At 47.1% G+C, this 24,803-nt stretch carries 24 protein-coding genes; 15 read left to right on the top strand and 9 right to left on the bottom strand.

Annotated elements, in window-relative coordinates; all coding sequences use genetic code 11:
* Positions 1-245: 245 nt before the first annotated feature.
* Both ABD744_RS12655 and ABD744_RS12650 read left to right on the top strand, forming a co-directional pair.
* Positions 246-1,061, top strand: coding sequence for a lysophospholipid acyltransferase family protein (locus tag ABD744_RS12655; protein WP_344798870.1), 816 nt, complete (start codon positions 246-248; stop codon positions 1,059-1,061).
* Entirely contained in the window at positions 1,061-2,041 is a 981-nt protein-coding gene (locus ABD744_RS12650; RefSeq protein ID WP_344798869.1) for an SDR family oxidoreductase, read from the top strand. The genes ABD744_RS12655 and ABD744_RS12650 overlap by 1 nt, the downstream gene beginning before the upstream one ends.
* 54 nt (positions 2,042-2,095) lie before the next feature.
* Here ABD744_RS12650 and ABD744_RS12645 read toward each other — a convergent pair whose 3' ends face one another.
* Positions 2,096-3,055, bottom strand: a complete 960-nt coding sequence (locus ABD744_RS12645; protein ID WP_344798868.1) for an ion transporter — start codon at positions 3,053-3,055, stop codon at positions 2,096-2,098.
* Positions 3,056-3,320: 265 nt separating this feature from the next.
* Here ABD744_RS12645 and ABD744_RS12640 point away from each other — a divergent pair, with 265 nt between their 5' ends.
* The gene (locus ABD744_RS12640; RefSeq protein WP_344798867.1) at positions 3,321-3,821 is read left to right on the top strand and encodes a hypothetical protein; all 501 of its coding nucleotides are present in this window, start codon (positions 3,321-3,323) and stop codon (positions 3,819-3,821) included.
* 170 nt (positions 3,822-3,991) lie between these two features.
* On the opposite strand, the gene ABD744_RS12635 is transcribed toward ABD744_RS12640, so the two are convergent.
* The 6 genes from ABD744_RS12635 to ABD744_RS12610 all read right to left on the bottom strand — a co-directional run bounded on the left by ABD744_RS12635 (position 3,992) and on the right by ABD744_RS12610 (position 9,126).
* The gene (locus tag ABD744_RS12635; protein ID WP_344798866.1) at positions 3,992-4,489 is read right to left on the bottom strand and encodes a hypothetical protein; all 498 of its coding nucleotides are present in this window, start codon (positions 4,487-4,489) and stop codon (positions 3,992-3,994) included.
* Positions 4,490-4,523: 34 nt separating this feature from the next.
* Positions 4,524-4,976 (bottom strand): hypothetical protein, encoded by a 453-nt coding sequence (locus ABD744_RS12630; protein WP_344798865.1) that lies wholly within the window; start codon positions 4,974-4,976, stop codon positions 4,524-4,526.
* Positions 4,977-5,072: 96 nt separating this feature from the next.
* Complete coding sequence (locus ABD744_RS12625; protein ID WP_344798864.1) at positions 5,073-5,471, bottom strand: hypothetical protein; 399 nt, start codon at positions 5,469-5,471, stop codon at positions 5,073-5,075.
* 523 nt (positions 5,472-5,994) lie between these two features.
* Positions 5,995-7,764: a type IV pilus assembly ATPase TfpB gene (tfpB, locus tag ABD744_RS12620; protein WP_344798863.1), complete on the bottom strand. Its 1,770-nt coding sequence runs from the start codon at positions 7,762-7,764 to the stop codon at positions 5,995-5,997.
* Complete coding sequence (locus ABD744_RS12615; protein ID WP_344798862.1) at positions 7,765-8,658, bottom strand: CYTH domain-containing protein; 894 nt, start codon at positions 8,656-8,658, stop codon at positions 7,765-7,767.
* Between the two features lie 72 nt (positions 8,659-8,730).
* Positions 8,731-9,126: a response regulator transcription factor gene (locus ABD744_RS12610; protein ID WP_344798861.1), complete on the bottom strand. Its 396-nt coding sequence runs from the start codon at positions 9,124-9,126 to the stop codon at positions 8,731-8,733.
* 245 nt (positions 9,127-9,371) lie between these two features.
* Here ABD744_RS12610 and ABD744_RS12605 point away from each other — a divergent pair, with 245 nt between their 5' ends.
* Positions 9,372-10,136: a cyclic nucleotide-binding domain-containing protein gene (locus ABD744_RS12605; RefSeq protein ID WP_344798860.1), complete on the top strand. Its 765-nt coding sequence runs from the start codon at positions 9,372-9,374 to the stop codon at positions 10,134-10,136.
* Between the two features lie 202 nt (positions 10,137-10,338).
* On the opposite strand, the gene ABD744_RS12600 is transcribed toward ABD744_RS12605, so the two are convergent.
* Positions 10,339-10,740 (bottom strand): DUF4124 domain-containing protein, encoded by a 402-nt coding sequence (locus ABD744_RS12600; protein ID WP_344798859.1) that lies wholly within the window; start codon positions 10,738-10,740, stop codon positions 10,339-10,341.
* Positions 10,741-10,812: 72 nt separating this feature from the next.
* Between ABD744_RS12600 and ABD744_RS12595 the strand changes: the two genes are divergently transcribed.
* Positions 10,813-11,142 (top strand): Rieske (2Fe-2S) protein, encoded by a 330-nt coding sequence (locus ABD744_RS12595; protein WP_344798858.1) that lies wholly within the window; start codon positions 10,813-10,815, stop codon positions 11,140-11,142.
* Positions 11,143-11,186: 44 nt separating this feature from the next.
* Here the strand turns inward: ABD744_RS12595 and sfsA are convergent, their stop codons facing one another.
* Positions 11,187-11,888, bottom strand: coding sequence for a DNA/RNA nuclease SfsA (sfsA, locus tag ABD744_RS12590; protein ID WP_344798857.1), 702 nt, complete (start codon positions 11,886-11,888; stop codon positions 11,187-11,189).
* A gap of 200 nt (positions 11,889-12,088) precedes the next feature.
* Between sfsA and dksA the strand changes: the two genes are divergently transcribed.
* The 10 genes from dksA to pgi all read left to right on the top strand — a co-directional run bounded on the left by dksA (position 12,089) and on the right by pgi (position 24,767).
* A complete protein-coding gene (dksA, locus tag ABD744_RS12585) occupies positions 12,089-12,523 on the top strand; it encodes an RNA polymerase-binding protein DksA (RefSeq protein WP_344798856.1) in 435 nt (144 codons plus the stop codon).
* A gap of 141 nt (positions 12,524-12,664) precedes the next feature.
* Positions 12,665-13,519, top strand: coding sequence for a tRNA glutamyl-Q(34) synthetase GluQRS (gene gluQRS, locus ABD744_RS12580; RefSeq protein WP_344798855.1), 855 nt, complete (start codon positions 12,665-12,667; stop codon positions 13,517-13,519).
* Positions 13,520-13,798: 279 nt separating this feature from the next.
* A complete protein-coding gene (locus ABD744_RS12575; protein WP_344798854.1) occupies positions 13,799-16,786 on the top strand; it encodes a sensor histidine kinase in 2,988 nt (995 codons plus the stop codon).
* Positions 16,787-18,166, top strand: coding sequence for a sigma-54-dependent transcriptional regulator (locus tag ABD744_RS12570; RefSeq protein ID WP_344798853.1), 1,380 nt, complete (start codon positions 16,787-16,789; stop codon positions 18,164-18,166).
* 547 nt (positions 18,167-18,713) lie between these two features.
* A complete protein-coding gene (gene pcnB / locus ABD744_RS12565; protein WP_344798852.1) occupies positions 18,714-20,105 on the top strand; it encodes a polynucleotide adenylyltransferase PcnB in 1,392 nt (463 codons plus the stop codon).
* Between the two features lie 14 nt (positions 20,106-20,119).
* Positions 20,120-20,614, top strand: a complete 495-nt coding sequence (gene folK, locus ABD744_RS12560) for a 2-amino-4-hydroxy-6-hydroxymethyldihydropteridine diphosphokinase (RefSeq protein WP_344798851.1) — start codon at positions 20,120-20,122, stop codon at positions 20,612-20,614.
* A 124-nt stretch (positions 20,615-20,738) separates the two neighbouring features.
* A complete protein-coding gene (gene panB / locus ABD744_RS12555) occupies positions 20,739-21,530 on the top strand; it encodes a 3-methyl-2-oxobutanoate hydroxymethyltransferase (RefSeq protein ID WP_344798850.1) in 792 nt (263 codons plus the stop codon).
* 72 nt (positions 21,531-21,602) lie between these two features.
* Positions 21,603-22,466: a pantoate--beta-alanine ligase gene (gene panC / locus ABD744_RS12550; protein WP_344798849.1), complete on the top strand. Its 864-nt coding sequence runs from the start codon at positions 21,603-21,605 to the stop codon at positions 22,464-22,466.
* Between the two features lie 133 nt (positions 22,467-22,599).
* Positions 22,600-22,980, top strand: a complete 381-nt coding sequence (gene panD / locus ABD744_RS12545) for an aspartate 1-decarboxylase (protein WP_344798848.1) — start codon at positions 22,600-22,602, stop codon at positions 22,978-22,980.
* A 116-nt stretch (positions 22,981-23,096) separates the two neighbouring features.
* Positions 23,097-24,767: a glucose-6-phosphate isomerase gene (pgi, locus tag ABD744_RS12540; protein ID WP_344798847.1), complete on the top strand. Its 1,671-nt coding sequence runs from the start codon at positions 23,097-23,099 to the stop codon at positions 24,765-24,767.
* The last annotated feature ends 36 nt before the right edge of the window (positions 24,768-24,803 follow it).

The raw sequence follows: 24,803 nt of genomic DNA, 5'->3' as shown, positions 1-24,803 counted from the left end.
TTAAGCCGCATAAAGTGACAATTGTGCACAAAATAACATTCTGAAACATTTTGTAACATTCTATCGAAAATTCTCTTGAATATCACATTAATTATAAGTAGCTTAAACCCTCAGAGATGGAGAGATAAGAGCAATGAGTGTATCAGTCTAAGTTAAGTGCTGGAATCACTTATTAAATGCAATCACGCAAATGCTCGTCTTAGTAGCCAAGCAGTACTCAATAACAGTTGTAATGGTAGATCAGGATGATGCGAAAACTCATTAAGAGTCTTGTGGTTTCTAAGGATCTGGAATCACATATCGATAAAATGCCGAAGGAAGTAGGCTCGTTAGGCTATGACGCCTGGGGATTCAACAGCGACATCAACAAGATAGGTGTCGCCCTCTTCAAACAATTGTACGACCGCTATTTTCGTGTAGAAACGTCCGGTCTGGAAAACATTCCTAAAGACGGTCCATGCTTAATCATTGCCAACCACAGCGGGCAACTTCCTTTGGACGGCACCCTGATCGGCATTGCTATGGAAATGAATCAGTACGCACCTCGTGCTCCCAGAGCCATGATTGAGCGTTTCTTCCCGACCATTCCTTTCCTTGGCAACTTTTTGAATTCAGTTGGTGCCGTCATTGGTGACCCACTCAATTGCGCCAAAATGTTAGAACGAGGCGAAGCCGTAATCGTTTTTCCCGAGGGCATTCGAGGCTCAGGAAAGCTGTACAGTAAGCGCTACCAGCTGCAACGCTTTGGAAATGGCTTCATGCACCTGGCCATGAAGTACAACGCCCCAATCATTCCTGTGGGTGTCGTCGGATGCGAAGAAACGATTCCCGCCATTGCAAATTTAAAACCTTTGGCCAAAATGTTACATGTGCCTTATATTCCAATTGCCCTGCCCTTTATTTTCCCCGCCAAAGTGCACCTGAACTTTGGTGAACCATTGACGTTTACAGGCGATTGCAATACCTCAGAGCAGCAAGTAACTAAGCAAGTTGAACAGGTAAAAACAGCCATTCGCGGCCTGATCAATAAAGGCTTAGCGGAAAGGAAACGGATCTTCTAATGACCACTAAAAGCAAAAAAGAACTCGACATTAAAAAGTCGCCAAACATTGATCAGTCCAAACAGATTCTAATCACGGGTGCCGGTGGCGCACTTGCTCAACACGTCATTACCCGACTGAAGAACGACTATCGAATCGTCGCCGTGGATTTCCGTCGACGTGTTGAATTGGGTGAAGACATCCCCAGTTACAAAGTGGATTTCAACAAACGGGGCTTTGAAGACATCTTCCGAACCTATGAGTTTGATGGCGTGCTTCACTTGGGCCGTATGGGTCTGCACGAAGCGAACCGAACCCGTCGCTACAACATGAACGTTCTCGGCACACAAAAACTGTTTAATTTGTGCCTAAAATACAATGTTCATCAGGTACTCGTACTGTCTACCCACCATGTCTACGGCGCAGACGCTTACAACCCGGCACTGTTGGATGAAACCTTCCCGCTGAAAGCGTCTGAACTGACCCAGGATCTGGTTGATTCTGTGGAACTGGAAAACTTATCCACAATCTACAAGTGGAAACACCCGGACCTGCACATCACTATCCTGCGACCGTGCAACATTGTCGGGCCTGGTGTACGAAACACCATTTCCATGCTGTTGTCGCAAAAGTATGCACCGGTTTTATTTGGCTTTTCACCACTTATGCAGTTCATTCATGTGGAAGACATGGCCGAAGCCATTTCGGTTGCTTTCAGAGAAAACCACTCAGGCATCTACAATGTAGCGCCGGACGACTGGGTCGCCTATCAGGACGCAGCAACCAAGTGTGGCTGCAATCGAATCCCAATGCTGTCGTTACCTCCTGCGCTACCAAAGCTGATTTCCAAGCTGATGAAAACGCGCTCATTCCCGGAATACCTGGTGAATTACTTCAAGTATCCGGTCATCATTGACGGCTCTTTGTTTCGGGAAACCTTCAAATGGAAACCAGGAAGGAGCCTTGATGAAATATTTTCCTACTACCGGGAAATAAAATAGACTCAACGTTCTCTGTTTAAGGCTGCGTCATCAAGCAGCCTTATTTGTATTTGGTTAATGCCTGAAATGCACCACCACCCCGATGGCCTGCTCCAAAGTCAGATCGAACTCCTTCATCAAGTAATCCACATCCAACCGCTCCGACCCACTCAACTCCAAATGCGTGATTGCTTCACTGTGCTGTTGGGTCTCTTTCTGAGACTTTGCCAGTTTTCGATTGCGGCGCTCCTGTCGCTCCTGCTCTTTCATCAGCTGCACAAAAGAAGAGGCAAAAATGCCCGCAGGCATCGCTGCAACGCCAACGCCACATACCGTCACCATGGAGCCAAAGACTTTCCCTCCCACTGTAATAGGCGTGACATCACCGTAGCCAACGGTGGTCAAAGTGGCGAACGCCCACCACATTGCCGCCGGAATACTGCCAAAATCCACAGGCTGGGCCTGGCGCTCAAAAATGTAAATTCCCGCCGAAGCCATAAACATCAAGGCAATCATCACCAAAAAAGCCGCCAGCAAAATCCGTTTATTTTCCTGATAAACCCGAATCAACAACCCCAAAGAAGCAGAATACCGGGTAAGCTTAAATAAACGCGCCATCGCCACCAGCTTCAGAATTCTGAGATCTTCAAGTTGATGATCCGGAATAAACAGAAAGAAAAGAAAGGGCAAAAAGGAGAATAAATCCACAAACCCCATCGGGGAAAAAATATAGGCTCTGCGCTTTTCCCAGTTCGTTTTCGTTGTTGCAGGCCCTTCAGAGGCCACCCACACCCGCATAAAGTATTCGAAGGCAAAAATAAAAATCAGTATTTGACTGGTATACACATACCAATGTTTGATGTGAAGGCTGAAACGAGGCATCGACCCAATGACAATTTCAATAATATTCAAAGTAATGGCGGAGGCGATGAATAAAGCCACCACCAAGGACGCTTTATTTTCTACACTGGGTTCGTTGAGGTATTCATACCATCGGTTACGCAACGAAGGACGAGAACGAGTAAGGTCATTCATTAATAAAACTATTCCACGCTAAATCTGTTCATCAATCATTTAAAGAACTCTAACACAATCATTTTGAAGTTAAACAAGCGATGACATTAAGCTCACCGTCCACGACACCATGTTATCGTTACTCAAGGTATTAAGAACCAAAGCGAGGCCAGCGTCCAATCTTGCGAATTTTCCAATGACGCTTTAGAGTAAAACAGCATTAGCCTTTCAGCCGACATCCTATGAACGGTTGGCACCCTATAAAAATAATGAACACGGAACATGAATGAAATCACTACTCGTTTTTCTTATCAGCCTCATCCTCCCTTTCCAACCAGTATTCGCAGAAATAGAAAACCAGAAGCAATACGGAGCCATCATAGGCGGATTTTCTTACCACTGGAGTGAAGAACCCAAAGACAACTCCGGCGAAACACGAGCGTTCAACGAAGTCCACAATACCATTGGCGGCCTGGTTCGTTTCTATGAGGAAAACGACTACGAAATCGATTGGGCGGCCACCATTTTCACCGACTCATACGATGAATCTGCGTGGGCCGTCCGGCGCACCTGGGGCAAAGCGTTTCATTTTAATCAGGTGCGAGTTGTACCCAAGCTGGCCGGTATGATCACCAAAAAGAGAACGTCCTACAAAGACGATGAGTCCAAAATCTTTCCGGCCATCGCTCCTATGATGTATATCGGCAATCAACACCTTGGCGCCGAGTTTTTACTCTTTCCCTGGTTCGACGGGTTTGCATACGTGGAGTTTGAAGTATTGTTTTAGACGCCCGAATTCGTGAAATGATTTAGGCTCTTAAAAAAACTCGGTTAGCTCTGTACCACTTGACGTGGGGAGTCATACCAACGCCGGGCTCAACTGCGTAGCGAACTGGCTATTTTTGTCCGGTTTTTGCACAAAATGCGACACATTTTGGAGTCCGGTGCAGGTGTTGGTTATAAGCCTTTTGATGACCAGTACTCACCCATTCTTCCTCGGCTAAGCCATTTGCATTTAGGAGCTTCAACTTGCCACAACTCACTTTTTATTTTACTAGCTTTGGATAGAGCATTAAGTTTGTTAAACCGCTCGAAATACCACTCACAGACTTGAAAGTAATATGGCAACATAAACTCCAGTTCGTTATCAAGTTTATTTAACTCAACCAAGCTATCAATTTCTCTCAGAACTTTTTCTGTAATTTTTTCATCGAGTTTATTTAAACCAGATAATTGGTTTGGTTCGGAGCATTGATACCATATAAAGAATAATGTACGTTTCAGAGCTTCGATATCACCACTAAATGCGAGTTCAGAATATTTTTCGAATAGGCCTCGCCACTCTTGATATATTCCGTTCCCTTCCAAGAACTTATGTCTCTCCTCAAAAGTACCACTTTTCGGCATACGATCTTCTATACGGCTTTCCAGTTTTGTAAGTGATTCAATATTCATAGCTTATAACCCCCGGTCATATAGATGCTAGGCTCTACTGAACAAACTCGTAATTTAGCCATTCTGGCTTTGCCCCGCTATCCATAAATTCTCTGATTGCCTTAAACGCAACCTCACTTGCCAAGCAATATTTTGCTTCCAATGGCTCGGGTTCACCGAAGCTAATTTGGTTTCTTATGGACTCTGCAACTTCTGAATTTGGTCCGTTGGATAAAGCCCTATATTCACTTGAGTTTTCATCGTAAAAGATAAGCCCACTAAAATTGCTATCCCACTCAAGGGCCAAGTACATTCGAATGTAATTGCTTGCACCGAATACAAACCTTTGCCACCAAGGCCTTAAACCATCGTCAGCCGATAATGATAGCTTTCCTTTCTGTTGTGACAGTGCGTTATCTATAGTCTCAAGAGCCTCGGAAAAGCTATTAAACATCAACTCTTGGTCTCCGGCCGAAACGAAATATTTTGGATGTGAGAACATTTCCATATTGATACCTAACGCCGCCTGCATGGGCGAGGAGCGAAGCGAACGAGTCCAGCGTAGCAAGCATGGCTGGCCTTGTTAGCAGTGTAAGTTAACCAGCTATGACTCACAGGGAAAAGCCTCAGAGTACGCAGCGACAATAATAAATTTTGATTCGTACTGAAGTGACTCGGGATATTTTTCGACGAAGTCTGTCACTGCCTTAACTGGAACAGAAATAGTTTTCATATCATTAGTTGGAAATGCATGCTCTTTGCTTATGCAAAAATCAGAGACCGCGCCTTCTTGCTTGGCGAGGTATGAAGCAGCACTATATTGAAATACTTTATCAATACAACGTGATGCTTCAAGGTCTATAAGTTTTGGCCTGGTAGTTTGTAAGATTTCTAGAGCATGCTTACAATTTTTTATAAATTTTTCGCTTTCAATATTGTTGCCTGTGCTTTCAGCAAATACTTGGGCAGTGAAAACTAAAAATAGTACTAATAACTTCCTCATTTTACTCAATCTCTTCCTTTTGGAGCTGTTAACAGCTTAATTCTCCGACAGGTGTCGCAGATCAGGGTTTCCTATTTTGCGACACACCATCATTCTTAAACACTTATAAAACAACAACTTAATATAAATTACTAGAGAGCATCATCCCAAAGTGCGACAGCTGGATTAGCACGAACTCATCCCCAAAAGCGACATACCAGAAATTTATCTATTAAATTCAATAAGTTGCAAAATCATCACAATCAAAAACCGACACATGTCAGAGATCTTTCGTATTTACGGCAACGCCAGAGAGCTTTGACTGCTTTAAAAGCAGTACAGAGGGATGTGTGAAGTATTTCTTTAGTGGATGATTCAAGGAACTTATTGAGCTTTTGCGTATAACTGTCGGCGCAATAGGTGAACCGCCATCCCGATTGTTCTTTTAAGCTGACAACAGGAATACGTATAGACGCACGGCTTGAAGGCCAGCATTTCAATCTGGCCTACGCCATAACGAGTTCAGCGAAGGTCATCAGGTGCGCTAATTTAAAGGCGCGACCCGCATAACCTCTTCGATGGTCGTAATGCCTCTGGCCACTTTTTGCGCACCACTGATGCGTAATGACCGCATTCCTTCTTTGTACGCCTGCGCCCTAAGCTTAGCTACGTCTGTTTGTTCATCAATATGTTCTTTTACGGTTTCGCTCATCGGCAACACTTCATAGATGCCTTCACGTCCTAAGTAACCGGTATCACGACACTCCAAGCACCCAACCGGGCCAAAGGTTTCTGTGGGGACTCCTGCTCGCCAAGGCGTGGTCAGGCGATCCCAGGCTTTTTCATCCAAAGGCTGCGCCACTTTACAGTGTGGACACAAGCGGCGAACCAACCGTTGCGCCATCACCCCAAGTACAGTCGCCTTAATCAAATACGGTGGAATACCCAGCTCCTGCAATCGTGAAATGGCACTTGGGGCATCATTGGTATGCAACGTGGATAACACTAAATGGCCCGTCAACGCTGCTTCAATGGCGTTTTCAGCCGTTTCCAGATCCCGAATCTCACCCACCATAATGATGTCCGGATCTTGTCTTAACAGCGCCCGAACTCCGCTGGCAAAGGTCAGGTCAATGTTGTGTTGTACCTGCATCTGGTTAAACGCCGGCTCCACCATTTCGATCGGGTCTTCAATGGTACAGAGGTTCACTTCCGGTGTGGCCAGTACTTTCAAGGTAGAATACAAGGTGGTGGTCTTACCTGATCCTGTCGGCCCGGTCACGAACACAATACCGCTGTTCTGCGATGTCATGTGGTGCCAACGTTTGTAATCCTCCTGAATCAGCCCCAGTTCACTGAACGGTTTCAACAGCACGTCGGGGTCAAAAATTCGCATTACCAACTTTTCACCAAACGCCGTTGGCATGGTTGAGAGGCGCAATTCCACTTCACTTCCTTCCGGGGTTTTGGTTTTTAAACGGCCGTCCTGCGGTTTTCTTTTTTCCGCCACGTTCATGCGGCCAAGAATCTTAATCCGGCTGAGCACTGCCGTGGTGACCTGAACAGGAAATTGATAAACCGCATGCAGCACCCCATCTATTCGAAATCTCAATACCCCCTGGTCTCGCCTTGGCTCAAGATGAATATCACTGGCTCTTTGGTCGAATGCGTACTGCAACAACCAATCTACGATATTCACAATGTGCTGATCGTTCGCATCGTGGCTGCTGCCTTTGCGACCCAGCTCCAGCAGTTGTTCCATGTTGGAAACTTTGCTTTCGCCCTGCCCTTGATGATCCACCGCTGCACCACTGACAGAGCGGGCCAGGTTATAGAACTCAACGGTATAGCGTCTTAGGTCTTCAGGGGTAATGACCGCTCGGCGAATTTCTTTTCGCAACACGTGCCGAAGACCGTCTTCCCAGGCATCCAGAAATGGCTCACATGAGCCAAAAATCACTTCGGTCGGGCTTACTTCCAAAGCCAGAATTTGATGCTGTTGTGCAAACTCATAAGACATCACTGAAGTAATGGCAGTCACATCCACTTTTAATGGGTCAATGTGGTAATACTTCTGGCCAGCCAACTTGCCCAACACTTCTGCAATCGCAACCGAATCCAATGTTTTTTCAGGGTACATCAGATCAGGAACCCCGGCCTGCGCCACACGCTCTATGACGGATGCGGTTTTGGTGGCATCCATATTATTCAGAATTTTATCCGCGCAATCCTCTGATATCCGCTTTTGAGTCAGCAGAATACTGACCACATCATGGACGGTTAATTTTTTTCCCTGAAGCGTGTTTATTTCCACTTACTTATCCTTATTACCAAGCAACCAAGCATGTCGGGCTAATCGTAGCAGCCATTGAGTTCGCAATGAAAAATCAATTTTCCCCGACTGAGTCAGCAGCAACCAAGGCAGAACATCCATGGCTGGCAATCCCCCTTCATTCACCAACGAAAGGGCCACATCAGGCAACGCATCCGGCAGCAGCTCTGAATCCATTAAGTGTTGAATGATGGCGGTTAATTGATTTAACGTACCCTGGGATTCTAAAGATTCTCTGAACACTGTCCACCGACCGGGACTCAATAAATCAAATCCTCGTTGAGCCTTGGTCACATCGGATATCAATAAAGGAATATTAAGATTGATGGCTTCAGCCAAATCGAACAAACATTCAGGGTTGCCCGACAACAGTTCTAATTCAATCTCACAAATGGCCGCTTGCCCCTTCCGTGCCGAAACATGGCCTTTATCCAGTACGATCTCAACTTTTGAAGCCCGCACCGATGTCCAGATCCAGGTTTTGCGAGCGAAGTTGGTGGTAAAGATAGGCACCACATCAGCCACCTCCACGCCTGAAGGCCAGGCATCCGCAGGAAATAAGTCAGGTTGCAATGCGGGCGGATTATCACCTTCTGGCGCTGAAATAGGGTATTCCCACTCTCCACGCTGATGCAGCCCCCCTACCGAAGAGCCTTTGGTTTTAAGTGTCTGATAATAACGCTCACCGGCTTTACGGGTCCTCAACGCCGCTTTGTTCTCCAACAAGGCAAACGATGGTGAGTCATAGTAAGTATTTTCCAGGTATCGGTCGGGTTGTTGTTCAAGATTTTGGCTCGAATGAAGCCACGCCAAGGTTAAGAAGCGTTCAATGTCCGCTTCTTGGATGTCCAGTTTCAGTTCCACTTCATAGCTCATAAAAATTACAGCGTAAGCCTCTTAATGCAATAAGAAAGAATAAAGCAGACTGATTAGATTCCAGAAAACTCCTTAACGCAACATGCCAATGACTTTTGCTTCGGTAATGGGTTTAGACAAATACTCAATCCCCAGTTCTTTGACCCGAACTTTCACTGCATCCTCCTGATGGCAGGTAATTAACACAATTCTGGAATTCGGGCTTTCCTTTAACATCTCCGGCACTGCATCCAACCCGTTTCGATTCGGCATTTCCTCATCCAAGGTCACTAAATCAGGCTGATACAACTTCATCATACGAATGGCCTCATTGCCATCTCGGGCCTCATAAACCTCGATGGAACCACAAATGGCCTCGATCATTGCCTTCAATATCGCGCGCGGTATGTTGCTATCATCAACCACAAGCACTTTCTTTCCATAATACAAGGACTTAGCACTAGAAGAGGATGAACGACTTGTTGGCATGTAAACCTCCTTATCAAACATGAAAGCAGAAAAGATGATGCCATACGATCTTTCCCAACGTTAAACACTATAACTATAGATACATGTTGGAACTTTTGGTGCATAAATCGTCAAATTTGTATATTTTCACAAATAATCAACCAGATACAAAAAATACACCGAATAACTTGATGGAAAGAGCCGCCGCTTGGCTATACTCTATCGTAACCAACAAATAACATTACTGTTTAAGGTACAACAAACTCATGCTGTTACTTGGAGAGCATCCTGACCATATCGATAAAATGGCGAACCGACTGAAAGAATTAAGTAAATTCTTGGTTTCGGGCTTTATTGATGATCTTCCTAAACGTGAACTTAACCACATCGAAGATCTTTACCATGACAGTGATAGTAACACCCTCTTTTATCTGGTCAGCGGTACCATTCAGGTGGAGTCCAACGAGAGGATTGTGTATTACTATGAAGACGGCGACATTGTCGGATTACAAAATACATTAGACATTCAATCTCCAAGACTGACCAGCCCCGACCCGGTCACACTGATTGCCATTGATAAAAACAAATTTGCAGAACATGTGAATAACAAACCCCAGTGGGCTCAGTATTTATTGATTCTGTCGGCCTTTTTTACCGATGCCTATTCGCGCCTTGCTCAAATACACGCCATCCCCCAAACCGGCTTTCTCACCTTTAAAAGCGGCGATACCATCATCCAGGAAGGCGACAGCTCCAATGACGTATACACGTTATTGACCGGCCACGCCCAGGCGTTCATCAACGGCGTTCAAGTGGGAGACATTTACAGCGAAGAGATTTTTGGCGCAATGGCCGCCTTTACCAACTCGCCGAGAAGCGCCACCGTCAAAGCCAGTGAAGAATGTCAGGTGCTGGCTGTCCCCAAAGATCAGTTTGTCAACTTAATCCAATATCACCCCAAAACCTGCGTCAGTTTGATTGAAAGTATGGCCCGTAAAATTAAGTCTCTGAATGAGATGATCACCGCCTGATAAAACTTTCTAAATAATAATGATTATTATTTGTTGACATATAAATGATAATCATTATTATTAACTACAGAGATCAACGACACACTCTTTGATTTCTATCTCCTCATCAAGCTAATCACGGTTTAGCCCCTTTCTTTGGAAGGGGCCTTTTTTTGCCCGGTCGATAATCAATAGCTCACATTTCACAAAAAAAGATACTGTTTCAAGCGCACATCGCCCTGTACTGCTTACTCATTTCACGTTTCTTCGCTTTAAGTGTATTTGCTTTTTTTAGGGGGTACCCTTTCTTGAGCTTCAACCGCAGCTGCTTCATTTTTTCTTTCAGGGCCAGGCATTGCGCCTGCTTCAGTTTCCTGTCATCCCGTGCTTTTGTGGTGTTCTGGTCTGGTTTATTGGTTTGAGCCTTGGTTTTTACCGGTGCATGACTGACCATCGCGTTGGTTTTCGATACCGAGTGAAGTTGATGACTTTTATCCGCATCTACGGTTCGGTTCGAATAATGCCTGACGCCTTGTTCATCCACCCAGCTGTAGATCTGGGCATCCGCCAGCATAGTTACGCTGCAAACAAAACACACGCTTAACAGTTTCCATAAAATGTCCATGCTTCCACTCAATCGCCGTCTTTAAATTTGTTATACTGGCGCAAAATTCACGAATGGAAATTCGATGTAAGTATGAAATTTCTCTGTTTAGCATCAGACTTAGACAACAATCAAAGCAAAGGCTTTGAAATCGAGAATTCCGAGGCCGTGTTCTTGGTAAAAAAGTCTGATCAAATATACGGCTACCAAAATCACTGCCCGCACTTAGGGGTGAATCTGGAATGGAAAGAAGACCAGTTTTTAGACAGCACAGACACCCTCATTCAATGTGCCATGCACGGTGCCTTATTCAGCGTTGAGAGTGGTTTATGCGTGAGCGGCCCTTGCCGTGGCCAAAACCTAAAAACCATTGAATTGCATCAGGACAGCGACGACAAGATTTTCCTGGTAAGTAATGACTGACTATCCCTGAACAGTAACGACTAGCTATCTCTGAACAGTAGCCACTAACTAAGAACCACAGGTACAGGGCTGACCAATTCAGAACTGTCCGTTTTAAAATCCACTTTATAAGCGAGCACTTTTACGCCAGCCTGAACGGCCTCCCGCAATAGCCGACCGTAAACCGGGTCAATATGATCAGCAGGTCGGGCTTCTGTGATCGCCGAATGCTGAACGCAAAACAATAACGCGGCAGAAACACCCTGATTCACCAATTCCATGAGTTCTTTTAAGTGCTTTTGGCCTCTTTCTGTCACCGCATCCGGAAAACAACCCAGGCCATCCCCTTCGTGCAAGGTCAGGCTTTTTACTTCCACAAAACAAACCGCACCGTCCTCGGATGTGCCACAAAAGTCCAAGCGGCTGTTGCCTACTTTGACTTCCGAACGCCAGTTACCATATTCATTCAGCTCAGAAACCAAGCCTTGAGTTAGTGCTTCCGCCACCAGCTTATTGGCTCTGTGTGTGTTAATGCCGATTTTATGGCCATCGGCCTGTTCGATAACTTCAGCGGTGCCCGGCAATTTTCTTTTTGGGTTATCCGACAAGGAATACCAAACCAAATCACCGGGGTCACCACAGTTTTTCATTGACCCGGTATTCGGGCAGTGAACCGTTAAAGGCCCTTGGTTTGTTTCAACGTCCAAAAAGAACCGTTTATATCGTTTTATCCACCGACCGGAAGAAAGCTCAGATGTGTATTTCATTAGTCTATAATTATCAGGTATTGGCTTGGCTATATAATGGATGCAAGAGTATGGCATAAAAGGTTTATATCTGGTAATGTCACGCAGCTTGGATAGGGATGTCAGGTAAAGATACGTCTTAAACCGGCTCTAACAGATGAATACATCCAAGCAGATTACTTACTATATAAGTCAGGATGGGTAGTTAAAGAGGCACATTTATGCCAGAGACGCAATCAGAGAAACTTCTTTCGTCATACACACCTTATGAAATTAAGGCCGACGAAGAATATATGAATGAAGCTCAGCGTGAGCACTTCACCAATATCCTAAACAGCTGGAAACAACAGCTTATGGAAGAAGTGGATCGCACTGTACACCATATGCAAAACGAAGCTGAGAACTATGCGGACCCGAGTGATCGAGCTACCCAGGAAGAAGAATTCAGCCTGGAACTCCGTACTCGCGACAGAGAGCGTAAGCTGATCAAAAAAATCGACAAGACACTAGAGCTTATCGAAAAAGATGATTACGGCTTCTGTGATGCCTGCGGCATTGAGATCGGTATTCGTCGTTTAGAAGCCCGTCCAACGGCTACCTTGTGCATCGACTGTAAAACACTTGCAGAACTGAAAGAAAAGACCACCGGTCTTTAAGCAGCTCAAGTGCTCCAGTAAATCGGCAACGCTCCGTTGCCGGTTAAATTTCTAATGTACGCTTTTTCTGAACGACACCCTCACCTTATTACGATGCATATTTGATACTATGAGTATGTGAAACTATGTATATGTGAAACTATGTATATAGGACGCTTCGCGCCATCTCCCACAGGCCCATTGCACATAGGCTCGCTGCTTGCTGCAGTGATCAGTTATCTGGATGCCAAAGCCAACAACGGTCAATGGCTGTTAAGAATCGACGATATTGATCCTCCCCGTGAACAAGCCGGCGCATCCGACGCCATCATCAAAACACTTGAACAGCATGGCCTTCACTGGGACGGCAACGTTTTTTATCAGAGCGACAGGTTCGACGCTTATCAGGCAGCAATTGAAGCGTTACTCCGTGACGATCTTATCTACCCCTGCCAATGTTCTCGGAAACAGCTAAATGCAACTCAGGGCATACACCCCGAACAATGCATTCAACCTCTGGACACGAATGCGCCTTTCGCGTATCGAATAAAAAAAGGCCGTTATCAGTTCAACGACCTCTATCAGGGCAGTCAATCAGGCTCCGACGGCCACTTTGTGATTAAACGCAGAGACCAGCTGTTTGCCTATCAGTTAGCCGCTACCGTGGATGATCACGCTCAAAACATCAGCCATGTAATTCGGGGCTACGATCTACTGGATTCAACCCCCAAGCAACTCCTGCTGTATCAGGCGCTCAATTATCAACCCCCAAAGTTCGGTCACTTTCCGGTGATTACCGCCGCCAACGGCCAAAAACTGAGCAAACAGAACCTGGCACCCGCAATCAATAATGATCAAGCGCTCACCAACCTGCAATTGGTCATGCGTTATCTGAACATGACTCCGCCGGATACCTCATCCATTGAGGCGTTATTGCAATGGGCAACGCTCGCGTGGAAAACGGCCGCCCCTAAGAATCTCAATCAACCCGAGATTGGAATTATTACCAGCGAATAACGATTCGTTTCTTTACAATTCCTCAGGCGCTCCCTAGCATGTGCCAATACTAAGCTTATTGCATTGAGCTGTTTTAATAATCATAACAACGCACTCTAATTGGATAGCACTTTATGTATGTCTATCGTTTGCTTTTTTTGATGGTGTTGGGCATTTACGTCTTTTCACCCATGATCATGAACTGGTGGCTGGAACCTGGCGGGTCATGGTACAGACCTTACATCCTGTGGTTATTTGTGATTTTTCTCTCCTTCTGGTTAAGCAGACAGAGAGGTCCGGATGACTTTTGATTTTACCTCGATCAGCCTGATCGCGATTGGCTATTTACTTTGCCTGTTCGGCATTGCGTTTGTCACAGACAAAGGCATCTTCCCGCGCAAGCTGGTCTCTCATCCGCTGATTTATGTCTTATCGCTTGGCATCTACACCAGTGCATTCGCCTTTTATGGCAGTGTCGGCCTGGCCTACGAGTACGGTTTTGGCTTCCTGGCCTTTTATCTGGGGCTTGCGGGCGCATTCATGCTTGCGCCAGTATTGTTACAACCCTTGTTAAAACTGACCAAATCCCACCAGCTCAGCTCCTTGGCCGATCTTTTCGCCTTTCGATACCGCAGTTCATGGGCCGGTATTCTCACCACCGCCTTTATGACCATCGGCGTATTGCCCTTGCTGGTACTGCAAATCAAAACCGTGGTGGATACGGTTTTGATCATGACCAACAATGAACAACCCTCCCAGATCATCGGTTTCGGCTTCTGTATTTTGATGATCGTCTTTGCGGTGATTTTTGGCACCCGTCATACCTCAGCAAGGGATCAGCACGAAGGCTTTGTGGTGGCCATTGCCTTTGAGTCCATCATCAAGATGCTGGCCATCATTGCGATCGGTGTCTACAGCATGTTTTATGTGTTTGACGGCCCGGGGGACATGGAAGATTGGCTGGCCTCAAACCAAGAGCTATTGGCCACCATGCACACCACGCTGAACGAAGGCCCATGGCACGCCTTGTTACTCATGTTCTTCGCCAGCGCCATTGTGATGCCGCACATGTTTTATATGACCTTCACGGAAAACATGAATCGCCGGGCATTGAACACCGCCAGCTGGGGGGTGCCTGTTTTCCTCCTGATCATGAGCCTTCCGATCCCTATCATTCTTTGGGCCGGGCTGAAACTGGGGCTTCGCTATTCACCCGATTACTTTACGTTAACCATCGGCCTCCATCAGGGCGCGGAGTGGTTGTCCGTAATTACCTTCATCGGCGGTCTGGCCGCAGCCAGCGGTTTGATTATTGTGGTGACACTGGCCCTCTCCGCGATGTGTCTGAATCATTTGATTTTACCGTCCCTTCCGCTTCGAGCGGGCATTAACATCTACAAAAATGTGTTATGGATCAGAAGGTGTCTGATCGCCGCCATTGTTCTGGCCTCCTATTTTTTATACCTCGCCATCGGGACGGATCAAAACCTCAGTGATTTAGGCTTAGCTGCGTTTGTCGCCACCTTGCAGTTTCTACCGGGTGTCATGGGATTATTGTTCTGGCCTACCGGCAACCGCCAAGGCTTTTTAGCGGGTCTGATTGGAGGCATTGCGGTCTGGAGCTTAGGTATTCTCATTCCGTTAATTTCCGGCCATTCGGTTCTGGATTTTTATGACCTGACCTACACCTTTGTTGGCCAACAATCCGGTTACTTAATCGCCTTAGGCGCCACCTTGGTGAACGTCACCTTATACATTCTGGTGAGCCTGACCACAGAAACCAGTGAAGATGAACAAGCCACCGCACAAGCCTGTGCCGTCGACACCTTAATTACGCCGCAACGTCGCCAGCTCGATATTTTGAGCGCCGAAGAATTTCGGGAACGGCTGGCCAAACCGCTGGGTTCAAAAACTGCCATTCGCGAAGTGGACCGGGCATTAAAAGACCTGCAACTCCCCATTCATGAAGACCGCCCCTACGCGTTGCGCCGACTTCGTGATCAACTGGAAGCTAACCTTTCTGGACTGATGGGGCCTGTGCTGGCCAAAAGCATTCTTGACCGAAACATTCCCTACAAGGAAACGCCGATCGGTGGTGCACTGGATGACATTCACTTCATTGAAAGTCGAATCGAAAACTACAACCAGCAAATGACCGGACTCGCGGCAGAGCTTGACAGCCTGAGACGTTACCACCGGATGACACTTCAAAACCTGCCGTTAGGGGTCTGCTCCATTGGGGGGGATGGTGAAATCCTGATGTGGAACCGGGCCATTTCCGAGCTGACCGAAGTCAATGAAAGCAACATCGTGGGTGCCCACATCAGCACCGTTTCCGACCCTTGGGGCGATGTCCTGCAAACCTTCATTGAAGACGAGTCCACTCATCACCACAAAAAGAGTGTTGAGTTCAGAGGCAAAACCCACTGGCTCAACCTTCATAAAGCGGTGATTTTCCGAGATCGCCAGATAGACTCACCTTATACGGGTTCCGTGGTTATTTTGATTGAAGATTTAACCGAGACCCAATTGCTTGAAGAAGAACTGATTCACAGTGAACGCCTGGCCTCCATTGGCCGTTTTGCTGCAGGCGTCGCCCATGAAATCGGCAACCCGATCACCGGCATTAACTGCCTCGCTCAGGACATCAAGTACGACAGCGACAACCCTGAAATCAAAGAAATGTCGGATCAGATCATCGAACAGACCAAGCGTGTGTCCAACATTGTCCAGACACTGGTCAGCTTTGCGCACGCCGGAACACACAAGTCCAACCGGGTCTTGTCTCCCGTCAAAGTCAACCAATGCATCAATGAAGCCATTAATCTTTTAACCCTGAGTCAAAAGAACCAGCGTTATGTCGAATTCATTAACCATTGTGACCCGGAACTGATGGTGATTGGCGATGCACAACGACTGGTACAGGTTTTTGTTAATTTAATCGGTAATGCGAGAGATGCATCACCCGATGGCACCTGCGTTGTAGTAAACTCACGGGAACTGGAACAATCTTGCGTTATTGAAGTCATTGATGAAGGGCATGGCATTCCTGAAGAAAAGCTGGATCAAATCTTTGACCCGTTTTTCACCACCAAAGAACCCGGTGAAGGAACAGGCCTGGGCTTGGCCATGGTCTACAGCATCATCGAAGAACATCATGGCAGTATCAATGTAGACAGCCCGGCTTATCCTGAGACTGGAAAAGGGGCACGTTTTGCGATTACTATACCACGCCATAATAATGACAATGATGAAACGCTAGCACCCACGCAGCATGAAGGGAAATAAATGAAACGAATTCTGATTGTAGAAGATGAAGGCATTATTCGTTCAGCACTAAAACGGCTCTTAGAACGTAATGGCTATACTGTTGATGATGCTGGCTCAGTACAAGAAGCGCTAGACAGCTATGAATTAATTGATTACAGCCTGATCATCAGTGATTTACGTTTGCCTGGCGCGCCCGGCACCGACCTGATCAAACAATCCCCCGGTGTACCGGTTCTGATCATGACCAGTTACGCCAGCTTACGATCAGCGGTCGATTCAATGAAGATGGGCGCCGTTGACTACATTGCCAAGCCTTTCGATCATGAAGAAATGCTCAAGTCCGTGGCCGACATTCTTAACCGGCCCCACGTTTCACAGAAACCAGGCCATACCCCACAACCGGCTACGGATAAATCCCCGACTCAAATCATTGGTTCTTGCAGCGCCATGCAAACCTTTTTTAAACGGCTGAGCAAAGTAGCGCCCACGGACACCACGGTTTTGATTTTGGGCGAGTCAGGCACCGGTAAAGAACTGGCGGCCCGCTCCATCCACGAGCACAGCAAACGCGCAAACGCGCCCATGATTTCAGTCAACTGTGCCGCAATTCCTGAAACCCTGATCGAATCCGAGTTATTTGGTCATGAAAAAGGCGCTTTTACCGGTGCAACCGCAGCCAGAAACGGCTTAGTTGAAGCCGCTGATGGCGGAACCATGTTTTTAGATGAAATCGGCGAGCTGCCGCTGGAAGCTCAGGCCCGATTACTCAGGGTATTACAAGAAGGCGAAATTCGCCGGGTAGGCTCGGTTCAATCGAAAAAGGTTGATGTTCGTCTGATTGCTGCGACCCACCGGGACTTAAAACGCATGGTCAGCGAAGGTCAATTCCGGGAAGATCTCTATTATCGCCTGAACGTGGTTTCATTAAAGCTACCGCCTCTGAGAGATCGTGAAGGTGACATTGTGGAACTGGCCACAGAACTGTTAAAAATTCATTGTGAAAAAATGGAATGTGGCGACATTCACTTAACTGACGATGCCATTGCGGCCATTGAACATTACAGCTGGCCTGGCAATGTACGTGAACTGCAAAACGCCATCGAACGCTCCGTCATCATGTGCGATGAAGACAAGATCACCGCAGAAATCTTATCGCTCGACAGTGAGTCTCAACTCACCGCCTCTGTCGCTGCGCCAGTGGCAGAAGAACCAACCCCTGACGAATCCACCGACCCGTCCGCCGAAGGACTCTCCCTTGAGGATTACTTCCAGAACTTTGTATTGGCCAACCAAGACAAAATGAGCGAAACCGAGCTCGCCAAAGCCCTGGGCATCAGCCGCAAGAGTCTGTGGGAGCGCCGCCAAAGACTGGGCATTCCTCGTCGTAAAAAGTCTTAATCCAGAAAAGCCCGAATATTGGAACAAAGCGTCCCTGTCCCAACCAACAACCAAAAGATAAGTGCAACCTCACGGCTTATCTTTTGTTGCTCACCTTCAATACGGTCACCCCTGTTACCATTTGAAAAAGTGTTACCTTAATTAACACTCAACACCTACCCTAAGTAACACAAATCTGGAACACAGCGTTCTAATTTTACACACAAAAACCATAAGCAGTTGTTTTATATAAATTAATTAAAGTTGGCACCTCAACTGCAATATTAATCAGTATATAAATCGCTACCAATAAAAATAAAAACAGCGAACAAACGCTTCAACAATAAAAATAAAAACCGAAGCAGACAAAATTCTGTGAACTGCAGAGATTTGGCAAGGGCAGGATGCCCTACCGGCTTATTTGTTAAGTTGGTTAAAATCAAGGAATAGCAGTAGGCATTAAAAACAATAACAACAGCCTGCTTTATTTTATCTTTTACTTTGAGTTACCCAATCCGCTCATGTACACTTCAAGCACTGAAAATAACCAATAGAAGTAACCAATTTTATGGTGTTCAAGGGCATCAAGACTCGCGTTAAGAGTCTGCTAAGTCGATCTGCATCTCAAGTCTCGGAAGACATCCGACCTTCAATTATACCCCGTGACAACCACCCCGTTTCGCGAAAACTGATCAGCAATAACGCGCTGAAGGTACTTTATCGCCTTGAAAGTGCGGGTTTTCAGTCGTATCTGGTCGGTGGCTGCATTCGAGATGTGTTATTGAATCACACGCCAAAAGATTTCGACATCGCAACCAATGCGCACCCAGAACAAATTCATAAGTTATTTCGAAATTCTCGTCTGATTGGTCGCCGGTTTAAACTGGTTCACGTCCATTTTGGTCGGGAAATCATTGAAGTCGCTACCTTCCGCGCTGGTCACGAAGAGACCAAGTCGTCTGCGAAGTCAGCCACCAATGACAGCGGCATGCTGGTTCGGGACAACGTTTACGGCACCGTGGAAGAAGACGCCTCTCGCCGCGACTTCACTGCCAATGCCCTCTATTATTCAGTATCCGACTTCAGCATTCTTGATTACGGCCAGGGAATGGATGACATCCTGTCCAAAACACTGAGAATGATTGGTGAACCAAGAGTTCGCTATCAGGAAGACCCGGTCCGCATGTTACGTGCGGTGCGTTTTGCCGCCAAGCTTGGCTTTACCATTGAAGCAGCAACTCAGGAGCCGATCGCAGACATGGGGGTGCTGTTAGCCAATATTCCGTCTGCGCGTCTGTTTGATGAAGTACTTAAGTTATTCCAGTCCGGTCATGCTGAAGATTCGTTCCGCTTATTACGTGAACACGGTTTATTTAAGTTCTTATTCCCTGAAACCGACGAACTGCTGAACCGAGATGATTCCGGCTATATCGAAGCTCTCATTCAGGCGACCTGCAAAAACACAGACGCACGGATTCGCAGCAACAAACCTGTGACTCCGATCTTCCTGTTTGCAGCGTTCTTATGGCCAAAAGTCATGGAACATTGGGCCGAACAAAAACAGTATATGCCACCTGTGCCGGCCTTAACCAAGTCAGCGCACTTAACACTGGACGCCCAGGTTAAAGCCACCGCAATTCCACGCCGCTTTTCTACTGCCATCAAAGAAATCTGGGATTTACAACTTCGCCTTGAGCGCCGTAATGGCCGGAAGGCATTCCAACTGGCAGAACACCCAAGATTCAGAGCCGCTTACGATTTTGTACTTCTGCGAGAGCAAGCCGGTGAAGACCTGAGCGGATTAGGACGCTGGTGGACCGATTTTCAGAACAGCGATGATCAGCTCAAACAGAAAATGGTCAGCAAAACCGGCCACCCAAGCCGGACTAAACGAAGTTCAGGCAATCGACGCAACGGCCCCAAAAGCAGAAAACCGCGTAAGCCCCAGTCACCTGATTAAGTTCCGAGCAACCTATGAACTCAGCGTACATCGGTTTAGGCAGCAACCTTGAATCGCCAATCACACAACTCCGCTCAGCGGTGGCCGCGATTCAAGCGCTCCCTCAGATTCATTCGGTTGAATCATCCTGCGTCTACAATACGACCCCTGTCGGGCCACAGGATCAGCCGGACTACACCAACGCAGCGCTGAAAATCAGCACCAGCCTCACGGCCATTGAGCTTTTAGATACACTTCAGGCCATTGAAAACGCCCACGGCCGGGTCAGAACCCTTCGTTGGGGTGCCCGCACCCTCGATCTCGACATTTTATTATTTAATGATGAAGTCATTGACCACCCGAGACTGACCGTCCCTCATCGCGAAATGCTGAACCGGAATTTTGTCCTTATTCCGCTGGCAGACATCACTTCGACGCTGGTATTCCCTAACGGTTTAACACTTTCTCAAGCCATTGAGCAATGCCCTGAAAACCCGATTCAACGACTGAAAGATCAAACTTTAGTATAAGTACTTCCCCCTTCATCAAACGAATCCGAAGCAGAAAAACCACAAAAAAGGCTCTATTAACACTTAACTATCTTTTTTGGTGTGATAACATGCGCACTTCTTAAACAGCAGGGTCTTAGATGTCATGGCAGTGACAGTCAACACACTGAAAGAGATGAAACAATCGGGCGAGAAGTTTACTTGCTTAACTTCTTACGATGCCACATTTGCACAGGTAGTCAGCAGTACTGGTGTAGAGGTTATCCTAATAGGTGACTCTCTCGGCATGGTGCTTCAGGGCAATGACAGTACACTACCCGTCACACTGGAAGACATGACGTACCACACTCAATGTGTGAGCAACGGCAATCAAGGCGCGTTGCTAATGGCAGATATGCCGTTCATGTCTTACGCGACACCTGCTCAGGCCATGGAAAGTGCTGCTGCACTCATGCAGTCCGGTGCACACATGGTGAAGCTGGAAGGTGGCGACTGGCTGTGTGAAACCATTCGTTTGTTGAGCGAACGAGGCATACCAACCTGTGCACATTTGGGTTTGACCCCACAAACCGTCAACAAAATGGGCGGTTATAAAGTACAAGGTCGCCTTGATGATCAAGCCAACAAGATGGTAAGTGACGCCATTGCTCTGGCAATCGCAGGCGCAGACGTTATTTTACTGGAATGCGTCCCGGCTCACCTCGCTGAGAAAATCACTCAGTCCGTCGATATTCCGGTCATCGGCATTGGTGCTGGCAACAAAACGGACGGCCAGGTATTGGTGATTCATGACATGCTTGGCGTTACCAGCGGTCATCGCCCTAAATTCGTGAAAAACTTCCTGGAAGGCAACAGCAGCATCTCTGCCGCCATTGAGAACTACATTACAGATGTAAAGTCCGGCGCCTTTCCTTCAGAAGAACATACCTTCAAATAACTTGACCGAGCGGTCACAGTGCCGCTCTTCAATCTGCCTTAAACTCTTTTCGTGTAACCAAGATATTTTTGTATGAAAATCATTCATAGCATTCAAGAACTTCGTAAAGAACTCCACATGCGTCGCTTTGACAAAGAGCGAATCAGCTTTGTTCCTACTATGGGCAACCTTCACGAAGGCCACATCAGCCTGATTCATAAAGCCGCAGAAAAAGCTGACTGTGTGGTCGCAAGCATCTTTGTGAACCCTCTGCAATTCGGAGCACATGAAGACCTTGAGTCTTACCCAAGCACCCCCGCAGAAGATGAAGCCCAATTAATAGAAACCGGTTCCGTCGATTTCCTGTTCCGCCCAAGAGTGGAAGAAATCTACCCGGTCGGGCAGGAAAATCACACCATTGTCGAAGTGCCCAATATTTCGGACGTTTACTGTGGTGCCAGTCGCCCAGGCCATTTCCGTGGAGTGGCGACCATTGTTTGCAAACTGTTGAACATCGTACAGCCGGACTTCGCCGTATTTGGCAACAAAGATTACCAGCAACTGATGGTCATCCGAAAAATGGTCGAAGACTTATGCTTGCCAGTTAAAATCATTGGTGCCGATACCGCCCGGGCCAAATCAGGCTTGGCATTGAGTTCCCGCAACGGCTACCTAACGCCAGAAGAGCTCAAGATTGCGCCAAACCTGTACAAAGCGCTGTCTCAGGCCAAAGAGGCCATTCTTGAGGGCCAGGCCGACATCAAAGGCATTGAAGCCAGAGCCAATCAGTTCCTGGAACAAGCGGGCCTGCAACCGGACTACTTTGACATCTGCAACGGCAAAACTCTGGAACCGGCACTGAAATCGGATCAACAACTGGTGATCCTGGCGGCGGCCTATTTAGGAAAAGCCAGATTAATTGACAACATTGTCGTCAATGCAGATATTAACGCTTAATCCGATCAGGCGATTTATATGACAAATCCGCCATGCTTAAAGATTGATCAGCAGATCGGTTTCGGGCATACTGCCTCGCTCGTTGCGCGAGGCGCAGAACAACTGGTACATACTGTAGAGGGGAGTTAAATCCATGCAATCCATAATGTTAAAGGCTAAGCTTCATCAGGCCCGCGTGACCCACGCAGTATTAGAGTATGAAGGCTCCTGTGCAATCGACAGCAAGTTTCTCGATTTGACAGGCCTGAGAGAGTACGAACAAATCCAGATTTACAATCTGGACAATGGTGAGCGTTTCACAACGTACATCATCCGTGGGGAAGAAAACTCTGGCATTATTTCAATGAACGGCGCAGCCGCTCACAAAGCTTCGCCAGGTGATCGCGTGATCATTTGTGCATACGGTAACTACACCGATGCAGAAATCGCCAATCACAAGCCATCTATGGTGTACCTGAAAGAAGGTAACGAGATCAGCCATACGGCCAATGCCATTCCTGTTCAGGTTGCCTAATATCGGAACTTTCGAACAAATTAAAAAGGCCTCTTACTGAGGCCTTTTTTTTGCATAGCATATACAGATAAAATAAAGCTTTTTCGACATTAGCGACTTCGTCAGGGATTTATGTCATGTCAGAATTACCGTATTCATCAGCTTATCCGAGTCAGTTACCGATTTGGCAAAAACTGAAAGATCATCAAGTAAAACAAAGCAAAATGCATCTTCGCGATGAATTTAATAAAGATTCTGACCGCGCCAAACGCTTCTTTCTGCAAAGCGAGCACATTTACCTCGACTACTCCAAAAACCTCATCACCGATGAAACCATTAAGCTACTGGAAGAGCTGGCCAATCAAGCCGGTTTGCCAGCTGCCATTCAATCTATGTTCGCCGGTGAGAAGATCAACAACTCGGAAGAACGCCCGGCGCTGCACGTCGCCCTCAGGAACCAGGCTGGCACGCCCTTCATGGTGGACGGCGAAGATGTCATGCCGGAAGTCAAAGCAGCACTGAACCAAATGGAGCGATTCGTTTGGTCCATACACAGCGCACAGGCACGGGGTTACACCAACAAACGTTTCACAGACATAGTGCACTTAGGCATTGGCGGTTCTTACCTTGGCCCCAAAGTGGTTTCAGCCGCACTGAAACCGTATTGGAAAGCCGGACTGAACCTGCATTATGTGGCCAACATCGATGGCACCCACATCACCGAAGAACTGAAGCACCTGTCACCGGAAACCACGCTGTTCATCATTGCCTCGAAGTCTTTCGGCACTCAGGAAACCATCATGAACGCCCGCTCGGCCAAAGACTGGTTTCTTCGCAATGGCGGCAACCAAGATGACATCCACCGCCACTTTGTAGCCATCTCATCCAACGAGAAAAAAGCCGTTGAATTTGGCATCGCCAGAGAGAACATTTTTCCGATGTGGGATTGGGTCGGAGGCCGTTATTCGCTCTGGTCAACCATTGGCCTGCCCATCGCTCTGACCATTGGCATCGAGAACTTTAAAGCCTTACTTTCTGGTGCACATGAAATGGACGAGCACTTCCGAACGGCCCCGTTCACTCAGAACATTCCGGTCATATTGGCGTTATTAGGCGTTTGGTACAGCAATTTCTTTCAAGCGGATTCCCATGCCATTCTCCCTTATGACCACTATTTAAGAGCACTGCCAGCACACATTCAGCAGCTCGACATGGAAAGTAACGGTAAGTCCGTCACCCACTCAGGCGATCCGGTGGACTGGTCTACAGGCCCTGTTATCTGGGGCGGCGCCGGCGCTAACGGTCAGCACGCGTATCACCAACTGCTTCATCAGGGAACGCATTTCTTACCGGCAGATTTCATCATGCCACTCAGAACCCATAACCACATCGGTGATCATCACGCATTGCTATTGTCGAACTGCCTCAGCCAAAGCCAGGCATTAATGCAGGGCAAGACCTTAGAAGAAGCCAAAGCAGAGCTGACCGCCCAAGGAAAAACACCGGAGCAGGTGGAAGAACTCGCACCACACAAAGTGATTCCCGGCAACCGACCGAGCAACACCATTTTGTTTGAAAAATCGACGCCTCGAACCATTGGTGCCCTGGTCGCGATGTACGAGCATAAAGTATTCGCCCAAGGGGTCATCTGGAACGTGAACTCATTCGATCAGTGGGGCGTAGAACTGGGCAAAGAACTGGGTCAAGAAATTTACGACATCATCACCGGCGACAACACGCCGAACGGCCAGGACAGCTCAACCAAAGGGCTGATCGACCTCTTTAAAAAGATCAATAATCGCCTCTGATGCGCCAGCTCAAGCACTCAGGCATCTGAGTGCTTT

It is taken from the genome of Litoribacillus peritrichatus, assembly GCF_039537985.1.
Taxonomy (GTDB): domain Bacteria; phylum Pseudomonadota; class Gammaproteobacteria; order Pseudomonadales; family Litoribrevibacteraceae; genus Litoribacillus; species Litoribacillus peritrichatus.
The sequence above is the reverse complement of the archived record's forward strand: the minus strand, read 5'-3'. Positions and strand labels throughout refer to the sequence as shown.